The following is an 18,630-nucleotide window of genomic DNA, read 5'->3' on the forward strand; positions in this document are numbered from 1 at the left end:
GGTCAGCCCTCCCGCCGAGGCCCCATCCGGCCGAGCGCGAAGTCCCGCATGCCGGCGGCCGTCGCCCGGACGAGGTCCCATCGTCCCTCCTGCGCCCAGAGCGCCATCCGCACTGCCCGCGTCGCCAGGTAGTACACCAGGAACGCCCCGAACGCCGCCCGCCCGCGGTGCTTCCGGATCAGGTACGGCCGGTTCCGCGCCAGGTAGTAGCAGCCGAACGCGCTCGCCTGCCCGCCCAGCGTCGCCCCCTTCCGGTGGTACACCACTGACCGCGGCTCGTAGAACAGCCGGTAGCCTGCCGCCCGCGCCCGCCGGCAGAAGTCCGTGTCGTCGTAGTAGACGAAGAACGCATCGTCGAGCAGTCCCACCTCCCGGAACGCCCCGGCGGGCACCAGCAGGCACGAGAGGTTCGCCGTCTCGACCGCATGCGCGTACCGGTCCTCCGGCCCCTCCGGCCGGCCGAGCACCCGCCGCTTCCACGTCCCCCGGAGCCAGTCGAACGTCCCTGCGGCATCGTCGAGCACCCCCGGCTGCCCCGCCAGGTACGTCTTCGGCGCCACCATCGTCCGTTCGTCGGCCAGCGCCACGAGCGGCTCCAGGAAGTCGGGCGTCACCTCGGTGTCGTCGTTCAGGAAGAGCACATAGTCCAGGTCGTCCCGCTCGCGGAGCAGCGCCAGGGCCCGGTTGCACGCTCCGGTAAAGCCGAGGTTCGCCCCGTTCTCCAGCACGGTTGCAGCAGGCAGCCGCTCCCGCACCATGGCCGCCGAACCGTCCGCCGAACCGTTGTCGACCACCCAGAGCTCCCACGCCGGGTACGTCACCCGCTCCAGCGCCGCAAGGTAGGCGGCGAGGTGCGGCCCCGCGTTGGTCGTCACGGTCAGGATGGCCACCCGCGGAGCCGTCATCCCCTCGGGGGCTCCCAGGTCTCCGTCTCCCGCCGGCGCCCGCCCGGGATCGCCCGCGCCGGCACGCCCACCGCCGTGTGGAACGGCGGGATATCGCTCACGACCACCGCATTCGCGCCGATCTTCACGCCCTCGCCGACCTTCACCCGCCCGATCACCTTCGCCCCGGTCCCGATGTTCACATCGTCGCCGATCTCTGGGCCCCACAGTTCGAACGGCCGCCGTGAGCTGTTGCCGATGCCCAGCGTCACGAACGGGTTGATCTCCACCCGCTTCCCCAGCTTCGTCCAGCCGTCGAGCACCACGTGCCCGTGGGCGATCAGGAGCCCGCCGCCGGCCCGCACGTGATTTCCGATCGTCACGTCGAACAGGAACGCGTTCAGCCGCGAGACCGCCGTCGCTGCCCGCGGGAACCCGCTCTCGTACAGGAACACCTGCAGCCGGTAAAGCACCACCGCCGGGAACATATGAATCGCGAACAGCAGGTACAGGAACGTGAACCACGTCGGCCGGTCCCTCCGGATCAGCCCGAAGGTTCGGGGCCACGCCGCGTGCAGTTCGATGTCCTCCCGCAGCAGGGCCCGCAGCTCCCGCCAGTTCGCCCGGATCCGTTGCAGCCGTCCGCCCATCATCCGCTGCGCTCCCGCTCCGCCTGCTCGCGCAGCCGCTCGTGGAACGCCGGGTTCCGCTCGAGCGCCGCCGCAAACGCCGCTGCCCACTCGGGGTCCTCCTCCAGCATCCGCCGGACCCGCTCCTCGTCGGCCTCCATCCCCTCGTGGATCGCCTGCCGGATCTCCGGCGACGTCTCGGCCAGCCGTTCGAGGTGCAGCCCGATCACCTTCCGCGGCGGGCCGATCGCGACCATCCGGCCCCGTTCCATCAGCGCCGCCCGGTCCGAAAACCGCTCCACCGCGCCGAGGTCGTGCGAGACCATCACCATCGTCACCCCCTTCCGCTGCAGCCCCGCAATGTGCTCGTAGCACTTCTCCTGGAACTTCGCATCCCCCACCGCCAGCACCTCGTCGACCAGCAGGATCTCCGGGTCCATGAACGCCGCGATGGCGAACCCCAGCCGCACGTACATGCCCGACGAGTACGTCCGCATCGGCTGGTCGATGAACTCCTGCAGTCCCGAAAACTCCACAATCGCCGGCAGCAGCGCCTCCATCTCCCGCCTCGTCCGGCCCATCAGCAGGCCGTTCATGATCACGTTCTCCCGGCCGCTCACCTGCGGGTGGAACCCGCTCCCCAGCTCGAGCAGCGTGCTCACCCGGCCCCGCACCTCCACCGACCCCCGCGTCGGCTTCGAAAGGCCGGCCAGCAGCCGCAGCAGCGTGCTCTTCCCGCTGCCGTTCGCCCCGACAATCGAGAAGAACTCCCCGCGCCGCACCTCGAAGCTCACATCCCGCACGGCCCACAGCTCCCGCCGCCGGCGCGTCCGCCACGCCCGCAGCGCCTGCCCCGGGTGCAGGAGCGTCGTCTTCAGCGCCTGCCCCGGCACCGCCAGCGGGTACCGCCGCGATACCCCGCGCGCCGCCAGCACCACCTCGCCGTCAGATGGCGTCGGCAAAGCCGTCCTCCAGCCGCCGGAACGTGACCCAGCCCGCCCCCAGCGCCGCCGCCGTCAGCGCCGCCGATGCCCCGAGGTGGCTCCATGCCGGCAGCGCCCCGTCGAGCAGAATGCTCCGCCACCCCTCCATGATCGGCGCCAGCGGATTCACATACGTCAGCCAGCGGTACCCCTCCGGCACCCGGTCGACGCTGTAGATGATCGGCGTCGCGTAGAACAGCAGCGTCAGGAGCACCTCGGTGATGTGCTCCAGGTCGCGGAAGTACACGGTCACGCTCGCCACGAACAGCCCCAGCCCCGCCGTCAGCCCCAGCTGCAGGACGAACACCAGCGGCAGTCCCAGCCAGGCCGCCGACGGCTCGTTGCCAGCCGCCACCACGAACCCGACCAGCACCGGCAGCGACAGCGCGAACTGGAGCGTCGCCCCCAGCACCGTGCTCAGCGGCAGCACCGCCCGCGGGAAACGCACCTTCTTCAGCAGCCCGCCGTTCCCGATGAAGCTCCCGGCCGCGCCCTGCACCCCGCCCTGGAACCAGAACCACGGGAACAGCCCCGCCAGCAGGAACTCTGCCGTAATTCCCGTGCCCAGCACGCGCCCCAGCGCAAACGCCAGCACCGCTCCCAGCGCCAGCGGCCGCGCCAGCGACCACGCCCAGCCCAGCACGCTCCCCTGGTACCGCAGCTTCAGGTCGCGGCTCGTGAGCGCCGTCACCAGCTCGAACGCGTTGCGCAGGCTCCGCTGCGGCGCCGGCCGGGCCATCGCCATCGCCGTCATGCCGCCAGTATCCCCCGCCCGCACCCGTCGGAGAAGCGCCCGCCAATCCCGTCTATACTCGAACGGTGATGCGCCGAATCTTCGCCGCCGCCTGCATCGCCCTCGGCCTCCTCGCCGCCTGCTCCGGCGACCAGCCGCCCGAGGGTGCCGTCCACGTCGCCCGCGTCGACGGCACCGTCGGCCCCATCATGGCCCGCTACATCGACCGCGTCATTTCCGACGCCGAAGACCGCAATGCCCGGCTCGTCGTCCTCGAACTCGATACCCCCGGCGGCCTCGATACCTCCATGCGCGAGATCGTCCAGCGCATCGGCCGCGCCGATGTCCCCGTCGCCGTCTACGTCGCCCCCATCGGCGCCCGGGCCGCCAGCGCAGGCACCTTCATCACCATGGCCGGCCACATCGCCGCCATGGCCCCCAACACCGCCATCGGCGCCGCCTCCGCCATCAACGCCGACGGCTCCGACATCGGGGGCACCCTCGGCAAGAAAATCGAGAACGACGCCGTCGCCTACATCCGCGGCATCGCCGAACTCCGCGGCCGCAACGCCGACTGGGCAGAGCAGGCCGTCCGCGAGGCCGTCGCCGTCAACGAAAACGAGGCCGCCCGCCTCGACGTCGTCGATTTCGTCGCCGCCGACCTCGATGACCTCCTCCGCCAGTGCGAAGGACGCACCGTCACGCTCCGCCCCGGCGTCACCGCCGAACTCACGGGCCTCCTGGCGGCCCCCCGCATCAACCTCGAGATGACCGTCTGGGAGCGGTTCCTCGCCTTCATCGCCGACCCGGCGGTCGCCTCGCTGCTCCTCTCCATCGGCTTCCTCGGCATCATCATCGAGCTCTTCTCGCCCGGCCTCGGCGTCCCGGGTGTGGCCGGCGCCATTGCCGTCATCCTCGGCTTCCTCGGCTTCGGCCTGCTGCCCGTCGATACTGCCGGCCTCGTGCTCATCGCCCTCGGTCTCGCCCTCGTCGCTGCCGAGCTGTTCGTCACCAGCGGCATACTCGGCGCCGCGGGAGCAGTCGCCATCGTCCTCGGCGCCATCATCGCGTTCCGCGACACCCCCGCCGACTTCCGCCCGCCGGCCTGGGCATTCGCCACCGCGGGCGGCATCCTCCTCGCCGTCCTGCTCCTCCTCATCGCACTCGTCATCGTCGCCGACCGGTCGGCCCGGCGCGCCCGCTCCGACCCCTTCGCCTTCTGACCCGGCCCTACTGGTGCCGCGTCGACATGCCGCCGTCGACCGGCAGGACCACGCCCGTCACGTACGCGCCCGCCTTCGACGCCAGGTAGATCGCCGTCCCCGCCATGTCCTCCGGACGCCCGATCCGGCCCAGCGGATTGCTCGCCCGGATGCTGTCGCCGAACCGCCGCAGCGTCTCCGCCATCATCTTGCTCTCGAACGGCCCCGGCGCAATCGCGTTCACCGTAATCCGGCTCGGCGCCAGCTTCTGCGCCAGGTGCCGCGTCAGGTGGTGCACCGCCGCCTTGCTCGAGGAGTACGCGTAGGTGTCGAAGGTCGGCGCCTGCAGCCCGTCGATCGAGCCGATGTTGATCACCCGCGCCGGGTCGTCATCCGTCGCGGCCCGCTCCAGCAACGGCACAAGGAACCGCGTCAGGTGAAACACGCCCTTCACATTCAGGTTCATCACCTTGTCCCAGGCGTCATCCGGGAACTCCGCCAGCGGCGCATTCCAGTTCGCCCCGGCATTGTTCACGAGAATGTGGAGCCGCTCCTCCCGCTTCGCGATCTCGTCCGCGAGGTACCGGCAGCCTGCCTCCGTCCCCAGGTCCGCCGGGATGGCGATGCACGTCCCCGTCTTCGAAAGCTCCGCGGCCACCTCCTCGCACACGTCCGCCTTGCGCGACGAAATGTAGGTCTTCGCGCCCGCCTCCACGAAGCCGCGCGCAATCATCAGCCCGATCCCGCGCGACCCGCCCGTGACGAGCGCCACCTTCCCGGAAATGTCGAACAAACCGGTCATCGGCCACCGCCTTTCCGTACCGAAACGTCGTTCTGAGGGGCAGCCGGTATTGTCGCCCGCAGGAGCCTTACGGTCCGCCGGCCGCTCCCGGCTCCGCCGCCGGCCCGGCGTCCGGCGCACGCGACCTCCACGCCGCCAGCGCCGGCCCGCCGAACGCCAGCGTGCCCGCCGCCGCTGCCGCCGCGCCCAGCCCGAAGGCCGCGCCCACGCCCCACGTGTCGACGGCAAACCCGATCGCCGGCGCCAGCACCGCCATCCCGATGCTCAGGCTCATGCTCCCGATCGAGAGCACCGTCGCTCGCCGCTCCGACCCCACCTGCCGGTTGATCGCGCCGGTCAGCAGCGGGTACGCGCACGAATTGAGCGCCATCAGCGCCGGCAGGGCTCCGTACAGCCACAGGGTCGGGGAGAGCGCCAGCATCCCCAGCAGCACCGCGCCGCACGCGCCGAGCGCGAGCACCGCACCGATTGGCCCTGCCAGCCGCTCCACCCGCCCCGCAGCCAGCGCGCCGGCCATCCCCGCCGCGAACAGCGGGACCTGCAGCAGCGAGAACGCCGCGCCGACCTCGACCCCGTTCTCCACGAGGTACGGCTGGACCAGGTAGTGCACCGTCTCAATCCCGGCGACGGCCACGCCGAACAGCAGCACCACGTACCGGATCGCCCTGGTGCCCCACGCCTCCCGGAACGCCCGGCCGATCGTGCCGAGGTACCCGCGGACACCGCCCTCGTGCGTCGCTGCCGCCCGGGGCGGTTCCCAGAGAGCGAAAGCGATCGCCGCTGCCGCCAGGCACGTGGCCGCCCCAATCAGGATCGTCGCCCGGATATCGAGGACCGCGGCCACCGGCCCGCCGAACAGCGTCGCCAGCCCCGCCCCCGCCCACGACACCGCCTGCCCGCGCCCGGCAGCCCGTCCGTACCGGTGCTCCTGCCCGGCCGCCTTCAGCGTGTCGTACAGCAGGGCCATATCCGCCCCCGACATCAGCGTCGTCGCGACGGCCCACCACGCGAACGACGCGAACAGCACCGCCGGCGACGTCGTGAACGCGAAAATCGTCACCGAGGACGCCAGGCTGATCGCCCCCAGCCCCAGCGACACCCGCCGCCCGAACCGGTCCGCAATCGCCCCGGTCGGCACTTCCAGCGCAAGGACCCCGACAAGGTACAGGCTCTCGGCAGCCGTGATCTGCGTGAACGAAAACCCCCGCTCGAAGGTCAGGTAGACAATCCAGACCGGGATCCACAGCTGAAACTCCCGCAGGAACCAGAACGCCCCGAGCAGGCGGAGGTTGCGGCCGACAGGCGCCTCAGGCATCCCGCCAGCCTACCAGCTCCCTCTGCCCCCGCGCCGCGGCTACCGATTCCCGGGGTTCTGTCCCAGCAGCGTCGCCGGGTCGATGATGATCCCCTGCCCGGCCGGCAGCAGCGCAATCTGGATGTTATCGCCCAGCTTCTGCAGCGCCTGGAACTGGATCACCTCCGGCGTCAGCGACTGCGCGAGCAGCCGGTTCGCCTCCGCCTGGCCCTCGGCCCGCACCCGGATCGACTCCGCCTCGCCCCGGGCCAGCTCGATCTGCTGCTGCGCCTCGAACTGCCGCTGCCGCACCCGCTCCTGCTCCCGCAGCGCATCCTGCGTCGCAATCTGCTTCTGCTCAATCGCCGCCTTGAACTCCGCGCTGAACTCGATGTTGTCGATCAGCAGGTCGTTAATTTCGATCGAAAACGGCGCCAGCTCCTGGCTCAGCCGCGCCCGCACCGCCGACCGGATCTTCTCCCGGTTCGGGCCGACGTCCACCGTCTGGTACTTCACCGTCTCCTCTTTGAAGAAGTTCAGCACCCGCGGCTCAATCAGCCGGTCGAACCAGCGCGGGCCCACCGTCCGGTAGAGCGTCTGCACCGCCGACGGCGACACCGAGTAGTTCAGCGTCGCGATGAAGAAGACGTCCTGGGTCTCCTGCGAAAACGCCGTGATGTTCTCGAACCGGTACCGCTGCACCTGCACGCTCTCGATGCGCAGGTCCTGCCACGGCCAGATGAACTGCAGCCCCTCCGGCTTCTGTCCCACAATCTCGCCGAACTGGTACACCACCCCCACGTGGCCAGCCTCGATCGGCTTCACCGAGCGGAGCGCCGTATGCACCCCGACCCAGGCGACGAACACGGCAGCTGCGGCGCCCATGATGATTCCGCCGCGAATCCGCTCGGGCGTGCCCGGCGCCGCCGCACCGCGTGCCGCCCGCCCGACCACAAACACCGCCCCGCAGAGAATCACCGCGAGGAACACACTCACAACCCAGGGCATCGAACCGCCTCCGAAACGCGTGATGTCCCGGTCACTCTACCCGCTCTGGCCGAACCCTGCCGTCACCGCCCCCGGCCGCGGCGCCACCACCAGCCGCTTCAGGACGCCCCAGCGCCGTCCCACAGCGCGGCCTGCGCAGGGCGGTCCCGCGGCGGCTCCAGCCCAAGGTGGCGGTACGCCGCCTCCGTCGCCACCCGCCCGCGCGGCGTCCGGTTCAGGAAACCGCACTTCAGGAGGAACGGCTCGTACACGTCCATGATCGTGTCCGCCTCCTCCGAAATCGCCGCTGCAATCGTCTCCAGCCCGACCGGCCCCCCGTTGAACTTCTCGACCACCGCCCGCAGCACCGCCCGGTCCGATTCGTCCAGCCCCAGTTCGTCAACCTCCAGCATCGCCAGCGCTTCGCGCGCCGCCTCCACCGTCACCGCGCCGCCGTTCCGTACTGCCGCGAAGTCCCGCACCCGCCGCAGCAGCCGGTTCGCAATCCGCGGCGTCCCCCGCGAGCGCCGGGCGATCTCCATCGCCGCATCATCCGGCAGCGCCACCCCGAGAATCGACGCCGACCGCCGCAGGATGAGCGCCAGCGTCTCCGGCTCGTAGAAATCGAGCCGGTACACCGAGCCGAACCGGTCCCGCAGCGGCGCGCTCACCATCGCATACCGCGTCGTCGCACCGATCAGCGTGAACCGCGGCATCGCCAGCCGCACCGACCGCGCCCCGGCCCCTTTCCCGATGACGAGGTCGAGCGCGAAATCCTCCATCGCCGGGTAGAGGATCTCCTCCACCGCGCTCGAAAGCCGGTGAATCTCGTCGACGAAGAGGATGTCGCCCTCTTTCAGGTTCGTCAGCACCGCCGCAAGGTCGCCCGGCCGCTCGAACGCCGGCCCGCTCGTCGTCCGGATCGAAACCCCCATCTCGTGCGCGATGATGTTGGCCAGCGTCGTCTTCCCCAGCCCCGGCGGCCCGTACAGCAGCACGTGGTCGAGCGGCTCCCCCCGCTGCTTCGCCGCCGCGATTGCGATCGCAAGGTTCCGCTTCGTCCGCTCCTGCCCCGGGAACTCCTCGAGCCGCCGCGGCCGCAGCGAACGCTCCAGCTCCGCGTCCTCGGCCTGTGCCTGCGGCGCCACCAGCCGTTCCTCGGTCACGCCGGCAGTATAACGTACAGATGTTCTAGGGCGTCGAATCCCCCGCCACCCGCCGCACCAGCTCCTGCAGCCCCCGCAGCTCATACGGCTTCTGGAGGAACCCGGCCAGTCCGCCTTCGCTGAACTGCTCGGCCGCCTCCTGTTCCGTGTAGCCGCTCATCAGCACCACCTTCGCCCCCGGGTCCAGCGCCCGGATCGCCCGGAACGCAGCCTGCCCGTTCATCCGCGGCATCGTCATGTCCAGCAGCACCAGCACCACGCGGTCGCGGTGCTGTTCGAACAGCTCCACAGCCGCCTGCCCGTCCTCGGCCTCCATCACCTCGAACCCCATCCCCCTCAGCGCCCGCGCCGTCACCTTCCGAACGCCCGGTTCATCGTCGGCGACGATCACCAGCCCCGCGCCCCGCCATTCGCCCTCCGGGCGCCCGGAATCGTCCTCCTGCGCAGCCGCGGCCGCCGCCGGGAGCATCACCCGGAACCGCGTCCCCTCGCCCGGTGCGCTCGTCACTGCAATCCCGCCCCGGTGTCCCCGCACGATCCCCAGCACGGCTGCCAGCCCAAGGCCGCGCCCCGTGAACTTCGTCGTAAAGAACGGGTCGAAAATCCGCGCCAGCGTCGCCGCATCCATCCCCGCGCCCGTGTCGGCCACCTCCAGCACCACATACTCCGCAGCCAGCTCCTCCGGCGTCACCACCGCCCCGGCGAACAGCTCCGGCCGTCCCGATGCCGCGGACGTCGTGACCCGGATCGTGCCTTCCCCCTGCCCAATCGCATCCGACGCGTTGATGACAAGGTTCATGATCACCTGCCGAAGCTGCGTCGCATCCCCCACCACCGGGGGCAGCCCCGGCGCCAGGTCGAGCACCAGCCGCACGCCCGCCCCCACCGACACGCGCAGCAGGTGCGCCATCTCCTCCACCAGCGCGTTCAGCTGCAGCGGCCCGACCACGAACTTCCCCCGACCCGAGTACGCCAGCATCTGCTTCGCCAGGTCGGCCGCCCGCTGCCCCGCGGTCTCGATATCCGCAATCGTCGCCCGCACCGGCGACTCCGGCGGCAGCTCGGCCAGCGCCAGCCCCGCGTTCCCGAGGATGCCCACCAGCAGGTTGTTGAAATCGTGCGCAATCCCCCCGGCCAGCACCGCCAGCGACTCCGCCCTCTGCGCCTGCAGCAGCCGCTCGTCCGTCCGCTTCCGTTCCGTCACGTCCCGCAGCGTCACCGCAACGCCGCGGACGCTCCCGTCGGCCAGCAGCACGCGCCCCAACGAGAGCTCCAGCACCCGCTCCTCCCCCGCCCGGTCGGTCACGGTTTGCTCGAACGACGGCGTCTCCCCCGCCAGCGTTGCCGCCACGACCTCGCCGAAGCCTGCCCGGTGCTCCTCCGGCACTACCTCCTCCCAGTGCATCCCCGGCTCGGGCACGACCCCGGAGATGCCGGAGATCGCCTCCTGCATCGCCGGGTTCACGAGGAGCACCCGGCCTTCCGGGTCCAGCAGCGCCAGCCCCTCGTGGATCGCCCGGAGCGTGCCCTCGAGGTCGGCCGCCTGTTCCGCAATCCGCCGCTCCATCTCCCGCTGGCGCGTCACATCGTGCGAGGTGCACCCGACGCCGACGACCGTGCCCGCTGCGTCGCGCAGCGGGAAGTACGCCGACTCCACAAGGATGCGCCGCCCATCTTTCGTGACCCGCGGCATTTCGCCTCGCAGCGCCTCCCCCGAGAGCAGCCGCGCGAACAGCGCAGCGCCCCGCTCCGCTTCCTCCGGCGGGAGGATCATCGTGAGCGGCTGACCGAGCGCCTCGTCCGCCGTCCATCCGTAGAGCTCTTCCGCCGCCCGGTTCCAGCTCTCAATCCGCCCGTCCCGTCCGATGGCGACCACCGCCTCCGTCGAGCTCTCGACCACCGTCGCCAGCCGCCGGGCCTCGGCGAGCGCGGCCTCGCGCTCCAGCTCCAGCATGCGCCGCCCGGTTACATCCCTCCCGGTGTACACCACCCCGGTCACCTCGCCGTCCTTCCCGGTGACCGGCCGGATGCGCACCTCGAACCAGCGCTGCTGTCCCGGCGTCTGCGATTGCACATCGAAGGCGACCCATCGGCCCCCGAGCGCCTCACGGACCCGCGCCACGAGGTACGCCGCGCTCTCCGGCGAAACGCACGCCTCGAACGGCATCCCCGGCTCCGGCGAAACCCCCCGCCGGAGCCGCGTCCCTTCGGCGAAGGTCGAGTTGAAGGCGATCAGTCGGAGGTCGCGGTCGAGCAGCACCACGCCTTCATCCGAGTTCTCGATGATCGTCGCGAGCTTCGCGTACTCGGCAGCCAGCTCCTCCCGCGCCCGGCGCAGCTCCCGCCGCGCCGCGACCTGTTCCGTCACATCCCGCGCGGCCACCAGCACGCCGGTGACCGCGCCGCCGTCACTGCGAACCGGGGTAACGTGCACGCTAAACCACAGTCTGCCGCCGTCTGACCGGGTGAATGGCATCTCGGCGACGGTCGCCTCGCCGTCGAGGGCCCGTTTGACAGCCGCCTCTGCGGCGGCTCTCCACCGATCCCTAAAGAACGTCGCAATTGTGGCGCCCCGGGCAGGCACCCGTCCGAACTGTTGGAATGCGAACGCCTCCGCCGAGGGGTTGAACGTGACGAGTCTCCCATCCGTCTCCAGCAGCCAGAGCTGATCGCTCGTGCTTTCGAAGATGCCGCGCAGCAGCGCCTCCCGCTCGCGCAACGCCTCCGTCATCGCCCGCTCCCGGCTGATGTCGCGGACGAACGATGCCGCGCCCGTCGGCCGGCCGTCCCGGTCGTACACCAGGAACGTCGATGCCTGCGCAGGGAACACCCGCCCCCACCGGTCCATCCGCTCCATCTCCACCACCTCCGGCGCCGCGCCCGGGTCGTGGGGGCGTTCTGCCGCCGCCGCGATGCGGGCCAGCCGCGCGAGGTACTCCTCCCGGCGGTGCCCGGGGACCGTCTCGAGGCCCAGCCCGCCGACCATCTCCGCTGCCGTGTAGCCGAACAGCCGCTCCGCCCCGCGGTTCCAGCTCGTGATCCGCCCCTCCAGGTCCCGCCCGATAACCGCGTCTTCTGCCGACTCTACAATTGCCGCCAGCCGCGCCAGCTCCGCCTGGCGCGCCCGCTCCGCACTGAGGTCCAGGATCGCTCCGACCGACCCGACCACCGCCCCACGCTCGTCCCGCAGCGGCGTCGCCCGCACCAGCGCCGGGAAGCTGGACCCGTCGGCCCGCCGCAGCTCCAGCTCGACCGTTACGTCGGCCCCTGCCGCCAGCCTGGCAACCTCACGCATCGCCGCCTCCCCGGCAGCCGCAGCCACCAGCTCCATAGCGTTCATCCCGCGCATCTCCGCCTCGCTCCGCCCGAAGAGCCGCTCCGCCTCCCGGTTCCACGTCAGGATCCTGCCCTCGCGGTCCGTTGCCACCGCCGCCACGCCGAGGTGTGCGAACAGCTCCGCCTCCTGCCGCAGCCGCTCCTCCAGCGCCCGCCGCGGCCGCAGGTCCCGCGCCACCCCCTCCACCGCCCACGGCCGGCCCTCCCGCGTCACGACCCGGCTGTTCACCTCCACCGGCACAACCTCGCCCGCTGCCGTAGTGATGTGCAGGGTGAGCAGCGACGCATCGAGGAGCCCATCCCGCTTCAGTTGCAGCTCCTCGGCGGCCCGCGCCGCCTCCGCCGGGTCGCGTACCAGCGCCCAAATGTGCATCCCCACCAGCTGGTCGCGGCGGTAGCCCGTCAGCCGCTCCGCCGCCGGGTTCACCCACCGCAGCCGGCCGTCGAACCCGAGCGTGAACATGGCATCGTTGACCGCCGTTGCAGCCAGGCCAGCGCCGGCCTCCTGCGGCCCCAGCCGCTCGAGCACCGCCAGCCGCGCCAGCAGGGCAGCCACGTCCCCCGCCGGGTAGACGTCGGCAATCCCGGCACTGAGCGCCGCCTCCACCCCTCCCGGGATGTCGGTCAGTCCCGCGACCACCGGGAGCGGCCCCGGTTCCGCCTCCGCCGCCCACCGCGCCGCCTCCGCGCCGCTGACGCCGTCGACCACCACAACCGGCGCAGGCCCCTCTTCCTGCCCGTCCGCCGCCAGCACATGCCCCGCTGCGCGGAGCCCGTTTGCAAGCTCCTCCGCGCCGCCCGCAGCGGCGACAAGACGAACCCTCACCCGTCCCTCCGCATCTCAGCGCGGATACTAGCCCAGGGCGCCTCCCCTCCGCGTAGGGGAAATTACCGAATTTCCGCGGCCCGCCCGCCCCGGAGCCGCCCCAGCAGCCCCCGCCTCCGGCGCCCCAGTCCGCCCGGCTGGTAGACGTACCGCTCCACCCGGACCCGCTTCCGCCCGCTGACCTTCCGGGCGATAGCGCCGGCGCTCTGGTTCAGCAGCAGCCGCTCGTACCACTTCCCCGGCACCACAATCGGCAGCAAGACCACCACCTCGTAGGGCGGCTCCCGCAACCGGTCCTCCACATACCGCGCAAACGGGTCGGCAACGTTCCGGTACGGCGAATCAATCACCACGAGGGGCAGCCGCGGGAACTGCATGCGCCACCGCGCCTCCAGGTCGGAAGGCCGGTCCGGGTCGACCACCACGTGCACCGCCGTCACATCCCGCGACTGCTCACAGGCCGCGGCAAGCGCCATCACGGTTGCCGTATTCACCTGCTGCACCGGCACAACCACCGGCGTGCCCGATTTCCCCCGCGGGGCCAGGTCGAACACCGCCTCCACGGGCACGTGCAGCAGCCGTTCGAGCCGCCGGTACGCCCGGTGCACGCCCCACAGCAGCAGCGCCAGCACCGGCATTGCGACGAGCACGACCCAGCCGCCCTCGCGGAATTTCGCAACGGCAATCACGCCGGTCACGATGCCGGTCAGCACCGCCCCGGTCCCGTTCAGCCCCATGGCAGCCGCCCAGCCGCGGCCGCGTTCCCGCCACCAGTGCCGCACCATCCCGGCCTGGCTCAGCGTGAACGAGATGAAGACCCCGAGCGCATAGAACGGGATGAGCCGCGTCGTCGTCGCATTGGTCGCCGTCAGCATCACCATCGCCAGCAGCGCCAGCGTCATGATCCCGTAGCTGAAGACCAGCCGGTTCCCCCGCTGGGTGAAGATCCGCGGGAGAAACTCATCGTGCGCAAGGATCGCAGAGAGGCGCGGGAAGTCCGCAAACGCCGTGTTCGCCGCGATCAGCAGGATGCCCGTCGTGCTCAGCTGGAACACCCAGAACAGCACCGACCCATCCCCAAACGCCTCGGCGCCCAGCTGGCTCGGAATCGTCTGGTTCTCGCTCGGCACGAACCCGAAATGCCGCGCCATCAGCGTCAGGCCCAGCACCATGAACCCGAGCAGGAACGCCATCACCGTCAGCGTCTTCTGCGCGTTCTTCCACGCCGGCTCACGGAAGGCGCCTACCCCGTTGCTCATCGCTTCCACACCCGTCATCGCTGTGCAACCGTTCGCGAACGCCCGCAGCAGCAGGAAGACCGTCACGCCCTGCGCGGCCACCAGCGGTTCGCGCGGCTCACCTGCCGCCAGCGGATTGCCGCCGCCGGCAACCACCCGCACGAAAGTCACCACAATCGCTGAGACCATCATTGCCACGAACAGGTAGGTGGGCACCGCGAAGACCGCCCCCGACTCCCGCACCCCCCGCAGGTTCATCAGCGCAATGAACGCCACGAACCCAATCGTCAGCTCCAGCGCTGCCGGCCGGAGACCAGGGTCCAGCGACGCCAGCGCGTCCATCCCCGCGGCCACCGATACCGCCACCGTCATCGTGTAGTCGATGAGCAGCGCGCTCGCTGCCAGCAGCCCCGCAGCCGTCCCGAGGTTCTCCCGCGCCACCGTGTAGGCGCCGCCCCCGTGCGGGTAGGCCCGGATTGTCTGCCGGTAGCTCGTCACCACGGTCGCCAGCAGCGCAACGATCCCAATCGCGATCGGCAGCGAGTACTGCATCCCCGCTGCACCCGCCAGCACCAGCACGAACAGGATCTCCTGCGTCGCATACGCCGTCGACGACAGGGCATCCGACGAAAACACCGCGAGCGCAATTCGGTTGCTCAGCCGCTGCTCCCCCAGCCGCGCGCTGGGAATCGATTCGCCGACGATGACATCCTTCAGAGCCAGCGCCCGGCCGGCCAGCCCGCGCCGCCGTTCCGCATACCGCGTCGCCTCGTAGTGTCCCGCCGAGGTCTCGACGATCCCCGCCCGCGGAGGGGCCACGCGGTAGCGCGTCACCCGGCCGCCCGCCCCGACCAGCGGCGTGAGCTCAGGACCTTCGCCACCTTCCACGGCACCTTCACTGTAGCACTCGCCCCATTCCGCAACAGATGCCCGCCACGTCCCCAATCGCCACGGCCATTCGGCCCTCCCGGGTCCGCCGAAGCTCCGCCATACTGGCGCCATGGCTCTCCTTTGCGCACTTCCCCTCCCCGACCTCCACGCCCTCCCCGCGGCCGCCCGGCCGCTTGCCGACGCTCTCGGCCTGCCGCTCATCGGCACCGCCGTCTTCGACCCCGCCGCGAGCGCCGACCCGGCCCGCCCCGCTGAACTCGTCGCCGCCATCCGCTCCGCGGCCGCCGACCTCGAGGCGATGCTCCCCGCCGGCGTCCAGCCCGCCGGCCTCGCCCTTCGCCTCAACGGCGAACCCGAGTGGGCCCCGCCCGTCCGCCGCGCCATCGAGCTCGATGCACGTCTCCTCGCCGTCGACTCCCGCGAAGGCCCCGGCCTCAGCAGCCTCGGCGAAATCGTCCGGGCCGCTCCCATGCCCGTCGTCGCTATCGGTCCCCGCTTCGAACCCGGCAGCCCTGCCCCGGTCCGGGTCCTCGCCCTCACCGACGGGAGCCCCACGGCCGCCGCGGTCGGCCCCGGCCTCACGCGCCTGCTCGCCGGCTCCGCTGTCCCGGTCGAACTGCTTGCCGTCGCCGTCCCCGCCCTCGGCGAAGCCCCCCGCGAACGTGAACTCGAACTCGCCCGCGCCCTCGAAGAGCTCGAGGCCGCCATGCCCGGCGTCCAGGTGGTCCATCGCCGCGTGGAGCCCGCGCGCTCCTTCGAATCGGTCGCCGCCGCCGCCATCCGCGTCGCTCGCGAATCCGCGGCGACCCACATCGCCCTCTCTACCCACGGCCGTGGCCGCGCCCTCCGCTTCCTCCTCGGCTCGGTTGCCGATGCCCTCGTCCGCTCCAGCCCGCTGCCCCTCCTCCTCGTCGCGCCCCCCGGGGAACCGTCCGGTGGCTGAGCAGCCGCCCGTTCCGGCCTGGCACACCCTCCCCGCCGACGAGATCGCTGCCGTGCTGGGTACCGGCCCGCACGGCCTGGCCAGCCGGGAGGCCGCCGAACGCCTCACCCGCTCCGGCCCCAATGTGATCGACCCCGTCCCGCCGCCGCCCTGGTACGCCACCCTCCTCCATCAGTTCACCTCCCCGGTCATCTACATCCTCCTCGTCGCCGCGCTGGTCACACTCGCCCTCGAGGAATGGATCGATGCGGGCGTCATCGCGGCCGTCCTCGCCCTCAACGCCACCATCGGCTTCACTCAGGAGCGCCGCGCCGAGCGCTCCGTCCGCGCCCTCATGGGCCTCGTCGCCCCCCGCGCCCGCGTCATCCGCGACGGCCACGAACGCGACATCGACAGCCGCGACCTCGTCCCCGGCGACCTCGTCCTGCTCGAATCCGGCATGCGCGTCCCCGCCGATATCCGCCTCATCGCCGTCAACGGCCTCGTCGTCGACCAGGCCCTCCTCACCGGCGAGTCCGAAGGGGTCGCGAAATCCGCCGACCCCAGCCCCGACCCCGCGACCCCGATCGCCGAGCGCTCCTGCATGGCCTACTCCGGCACCGTCGTCGTCCGCGGCCGCGGCCGCGGGTACGTCGTCGCCACCGGCATGCAGACCGAACTCGGCGCCATCGCCGGCAGCATGCGTGCCCAGGAGCTCCCTGCGACTCCCCTCCAGGAGCGGATGGAGCGCTTCGCCCGCGCAATCGGAATTCTCGTTGCGGCCGGGGCCCTCGCCTCCTTTGTCCTCGGTGTCATCGTCGGCGAATCCCCCTCCCAGATGTTCCTCGTCGCGGTGGCGCTCGCGGTTGCCGTCGTCCCGGAGGGCCTCCCTGTCGCGTTCACCATCGCCCTCGCCCTCGGCGTCCGCCGCATGGCCCGCCGCAACGCCATCATCCGCAAGCTCCCCGCCGTCGAAACCCTTGGCAGCACCACCGTCATCGGCTCCGACAAAACCGGCACCCTCACCGAAAACCGCATGACCGTCCGCGAAGCCTGGACGGCGGCCGGCACCCGCCCCGTGCCGCCGCCCGGCTCCGGCCCGGCGCCGGACATCTCCGAACTGGAGCGCCTCCTCTTCGTCACCGGCGTCATGACCAACGAGGCTGACGCCTTCCTCACCGATGATGGCTACGAAACCAGCGGCGACCCCACCGAGGCCGCCCTCCTCCTCGCTGCCATCGCTGTCGGCCTCGAACCTGCCGACCTCCGCGCCGCCCCTGTCCTCGCCGATATCCCGTTCGAATCAGAGCGTCAGTACTCCGCCAGCTGCCGCACCTGGGAGGGCCGCACGGCCTGGTTCGTCAAGGGCGCCCCGGAGCGCATCGCCGAGCGCTCCACCCGCATGCTCACCGCTGACGGCGAAGCGCCGGTGGACCGCGCCGCCATCCTCGCGGCCGCCCACGACCTCGCCAGCCGCGGCTACCGCGTCCTCGCCATGGCCTGGCGCCCCCTCGAGGGCCCGCCCGACCTCGACGATCACCCCCGCGACCTCGTCTTCCTCGGCCTCCAGGCGATGATGGACCCGCCGCGTCCCGGCGTCCGCGAGGCGATCCGCGGCTGCCAGCAGGCCGGCATGCGCGTCATCATGATTACCGGCGACCATGCCATCACCGCCAGCGCCATCGCTGCCGAGCTCAGCATCGCCCCTCCGGGCGCCCCCGTCCTGCCTGGCCCGGAAATCGACTCCCTCGATGACGAAGCCCTCCGCGCCCGCCTGCGCGAGATTGCCGTCATCGCACGCGCCGCGCCCGAACATAAGCTCCGCACCGTCCGTGCCCTCCGCGCCGACGGCCACGTTGTCGCTGTCACCGGGGACGGTGTCAACGACGCCCCCGCCCTTCGCGCCGCCGATATCGGCATCGCCATGGGCCGCTCCGGCACCGACGTCGCCCGCGAAGCCGCCGATATGGTCCTCGCCGACGACAACTTCGTCACGATCTACGCCGCCGTCGAAGAAGGCCGCGTTACCTTCGAAAACGTCCGCAAGGTCACCTTTTTCCTGGTCTCCACCGGCGCCGCCCTCCTCATCGCCATTCTCGCCTCCGTCGCACTCCAGTGGCCCGTGCCAATGGTCGCTGCCCAGTTCCTCTGGCTGAACCTGGTCACCAACGGCCTCCAGGATGTCGCCCTCGCCTTCGAACCCGGCGAAAAGGATGTCCTCCGCTACCCACCGCGCCGGCGCTCCGAAGGCATCATCTCGCCCCTCCTCTGGGAGCGCACGGTCGTCGCCGGCATCGTCATGTGCATCGGCACCCTCGCCCTTTTCCGCTGGGAACTCGACCAGGGCGCCAGCCTGGAAGCCGCCCGCACCGTCGCCCTCACCACCATGGTCCTCTTCCAGAACTTCCACCTCGGCAACGTCCGCGTCGAGCGCCAGTCCGCCTTCGCCCGCAGCCCCCTCGGAAACCCGTTCCTCTTCTACGCCGCAGCGGCTGCCCTGGGGCTCCACATTGCCTCGCTCTACCTCCCGCCCACCCAGTACGTCCTGCGCGTCGAGCCGCTCCCCCTCGAAGCCTGGCTCCGGATGATCCCGGTGGCAGCCTCCGTCATCGTCGTCGTCGAACTCCACAAGCTCCTCGTTCGCCTTCGCGGCGGCACCCCCCTCTACCGTGTAGTTGTGCGCCGCCCCTGACGCTGCCGCCCGTGCGGCGTACGATGCTCGCCACATCACATCCGG

General features: G+C 71.3%; 13 protein-coding genes. 3 read left to right on the forward strand and 10 right to left on the reverse strand.

Features of this window, described 5'->3' with window-relative positions; translation table 11 throughout:
• Positions 1-2 precede the first annotated feature (2 nt).
• The 4 genes from Tbon_RS08860 to Tbon_RS08875 are packed head-to-tail and all read right to left on the reverse strand — an operon-like array spanning position 3 to position 3,250.
• Complete coding sequence (locus Tbon_RS08860) at positions 3-905, reverse strand: glycosyltransferase family 2 protein (protein ID WP_158067367.1); 903 nt, start codon at positions 903-905, stop codon at positions 3-5.
• Positions 902-1,537 (reverse strand): serine O-acetyltransferase, encoded by a 636-nt coding sequence (locus Tbon_RS08865; RefSeq protein WP_225734584.1) that lies wholly within the window; start codon positions 1,535-1,537, stop codon positions 902-904. The genes Tbon_RS08860 and Tbon_RS08865 overlap by 4 nt, the downstream gene beginning before the upstream one ends.
• Positions 1,534-2,475: an ABC transporter ATP-binding protein gene (locus tag Tbon_RS08870; protein WP_158067368.1), complete on the reverse strand. Its 942-nt coding sequence runs from the start codon at positions 2,473-2,475 to the stop codon at positions 1,534-1,536. Before Tbon_RS08870 ends, Tbon_RS08865 begins: the two co-directional genes overlap by 4 nt.
• Positions 2,459-3,250: an ABC transporter permease gene (locus tag Tbon_RS08875; RefSeq protein ID WP_158067369.1), complete on the reverse strand. Its 792-nt coding sequence runs from the start codon at positions 3,248-3,250 to the stop codon at positions 2,459-2,461. The genes Tbon_RS08870 and Tbon_RS08875 overlap by 17 nt, the downstream gene beginning before the upstream one ends.
• Before the next feature lie 68 nt (positions 3,251-3,318).
• On the opposite strand from Tbon_RS08875, the gene Tbon_RS08880 reads away from it, so the two are divergent.
• Positions 3,319-4,452, forward strand: coding sequence for an NfeD family protein (locus Tbon_RS08880; protein ID WP_451923603.1), 1,134 nt, complete (start codon positions 3,319-3,321; stop codon positions 4,450-4,452).
• 7 nt (positions 4,453-4,459) lie between these two features.
• Here the strand turns inward: Tbon_RS08880 and Tbon_RS08885 are convergent, their stop codons facing one another.
• The 6 genes from Tbon_RS08885 to Tbon_RS08910 all read right to left on the reverse strand — a co-directional run bounded on the left by Tbon_RS08885 (position 4,460) and on the right by Tbon_RS08910 (position 14,968).
• Complete coding sequence (locus Tbon_RS08885) at positions 4,460-5,233, reverse strand: SDR family oxidoreductase (RefSeq protein WP_158067371.1); 774 nt, start codon at positions 5,231-5,233, stop codon at positions 4,460-4,462.
• 67 nt (positions 5,234-5,300) lie between these two features.
• Complete coding sequence (locus Tbon_RS08890; RefSeq protein WP_158067372.1) at positions 5,301-6,548, reverse strand: MFS transporter; 1,248 nt, start codon at positions 6,546-6,548, stop codon at positions 5,301-5,303.
• A 39-nt stretch (positions 6,549-6,587) separates the two neighbouring features.
• Positions 6,588-7,535, reverse strand: a complete 948-nt coding sequence (locus Tbon_RS08895) for a prohibitin family protein (RefSeq protein WP_158067373.1) — start codon at positions 7,533-7,535, stop codon at positions 6,588-6,590.
• Between the two features lie 98 nt (positions 7,536-7,633).
• Positions 7,634-8,680 carry a Holliday junction branch migration DNA helicase RuvB gene (gene ruvB, locus Tbon_RS08900; protein ID WP_225734585.1) on the reverse strand — a complete coding sequence of 349 codons (1,047 nt, stop codon included), beginning with the start codon at positions 8,678-8,680 and terminating at the stop codon, positions 7,634-7,636.
• A 25-nt stretch (positions 8,681-8,705) separates the two neighbouring features.
• Positions 8,706-12,842: a PAS domain-containing hybrid sensor histidine kinase/response regulator gene (locus Tbon_RS08905; protein WP_158067375.1), complete on the reverse strand. Its 4,137-nt coding sequence runs from the start codon at positions 12,840-12,842 to the stop codon at positions 8,706-8,708.
• Between the two features lie 62 nt (positions 12,843-12,904).
• Entirely contained in the window at positions 12,905-14,968 is a 2,064-nt protein-coding gene (locus Tbon_RS08910; RefSeq protein ID WP_192497863.1) for an APC family permease, read from the reverse strand.
• A gap of 112 nt (positions 14,969-15,080) precedes the next feature.
• On the opposite strand from Tbon_RS08910, the gene Tbon_RS08915 reads away from it, so the two are divergent.
• Together Tbon_RS08915 and Tbon_RS08920 are read left to right on the forward strand one after the other, a co-directional pair.
• Positions 15,081-15,914 carry a universal stress protein gene (locus Tbon_RS08915; protein ID WP_192497864.1) on the forward strand — a complete coding sequence of 278 codons (834 nt, stop codon included), beginning with the start codon at positions 15,081-15,083 and terminating at the stop codon, positions 15,912-15,914.
• Positions 15,907-18,585 (forward strand): cation-translocating P-type ATPase, encoded by a 2,679-nt coding sequence (locus Tbon_RS08920; protein ID WP_225734586.1) that lies wholly within the window; start codon positions 15,907-15,909, stop codon positions 18,583-18,585. Before Tbon_RS08915 ends, Tbon_RS08920 begins: the two co-directional genes overlap by 8 nt.
• Positions 18,586-18,630: the final 45 nt, after the last annotated feature.

Origin of the sequence: Tepidiforma bonchosmolovskayae (assembly GCF_008838325.1) — a bacterium.
Lineage (GTDB): Bacteria > Chloroflexota > Dehalococcoidia > Tepidiformales > Tepidiformaceae > Tepidiforma > Tepidiforma bonchosmolovskayae.

Bases quoted from the DNA above. Each gene is read 5' to 3' on its own strand.
- Tbon_RS08860 (WP_158067367.1), bottom strand. From the start codon at position 905: ATGACGGCTCCGCGGGTGGCCATCCTGACCGTGACGACCAACGCGGGG.
- Tbon_RS08895 (WP_158067373.1), bottom strand. From the start codon at position 7,535: ATGCCCTGGGTTGTGAGTGTGTTCCTCGCGGTGATTCTCTGCGGGGCG.
- Tbon_RS08915 (WP_192497864.1), top strand. From the start codon at position 15,081: ATGGCTCTCCTTTGCGCACTTCCCCTCCCCGACCTCCACGCCCTCCCC.
- Tbon_RS08875 (WP_158067369.1), bottom strand. From the start codon at position 3,250: ATGACGGCGATGGCGATGGCCCGGCCGGCGCCGCAGCGGAGCCTGCGC.
- Tbon_RS08885 (WP_158067371.1), bottom strand. From the start codon at position 5,233: ATGACCGGTTTGTTCGACATTTCCGGGAAGGTGGCGCTCGTCACGGGC.
- Tbon_RS08890 (WP_158067372.1), bottom strand. From the start codon at position 6,548: ATGCCTGAGGCGCCTGTCGGCCGCAACCTCCGCCTGCTCGGGGCGTTC.
- Tbon_RS08880 (WP_451923603.1), top strand. From the start codon at position 3,319: ATGCGCCGAATCTTCGCCGCCGCCTGCATCGCCCTCGGCCTCCTCGCC.
- Tbon_RS08865 (WP_225734584.1), bottom strand. From the start codon at position 1,537: ATGATGGGCGGACGGCTGCAACGGATCCGGGCGAACTGGCGGGAGCTG.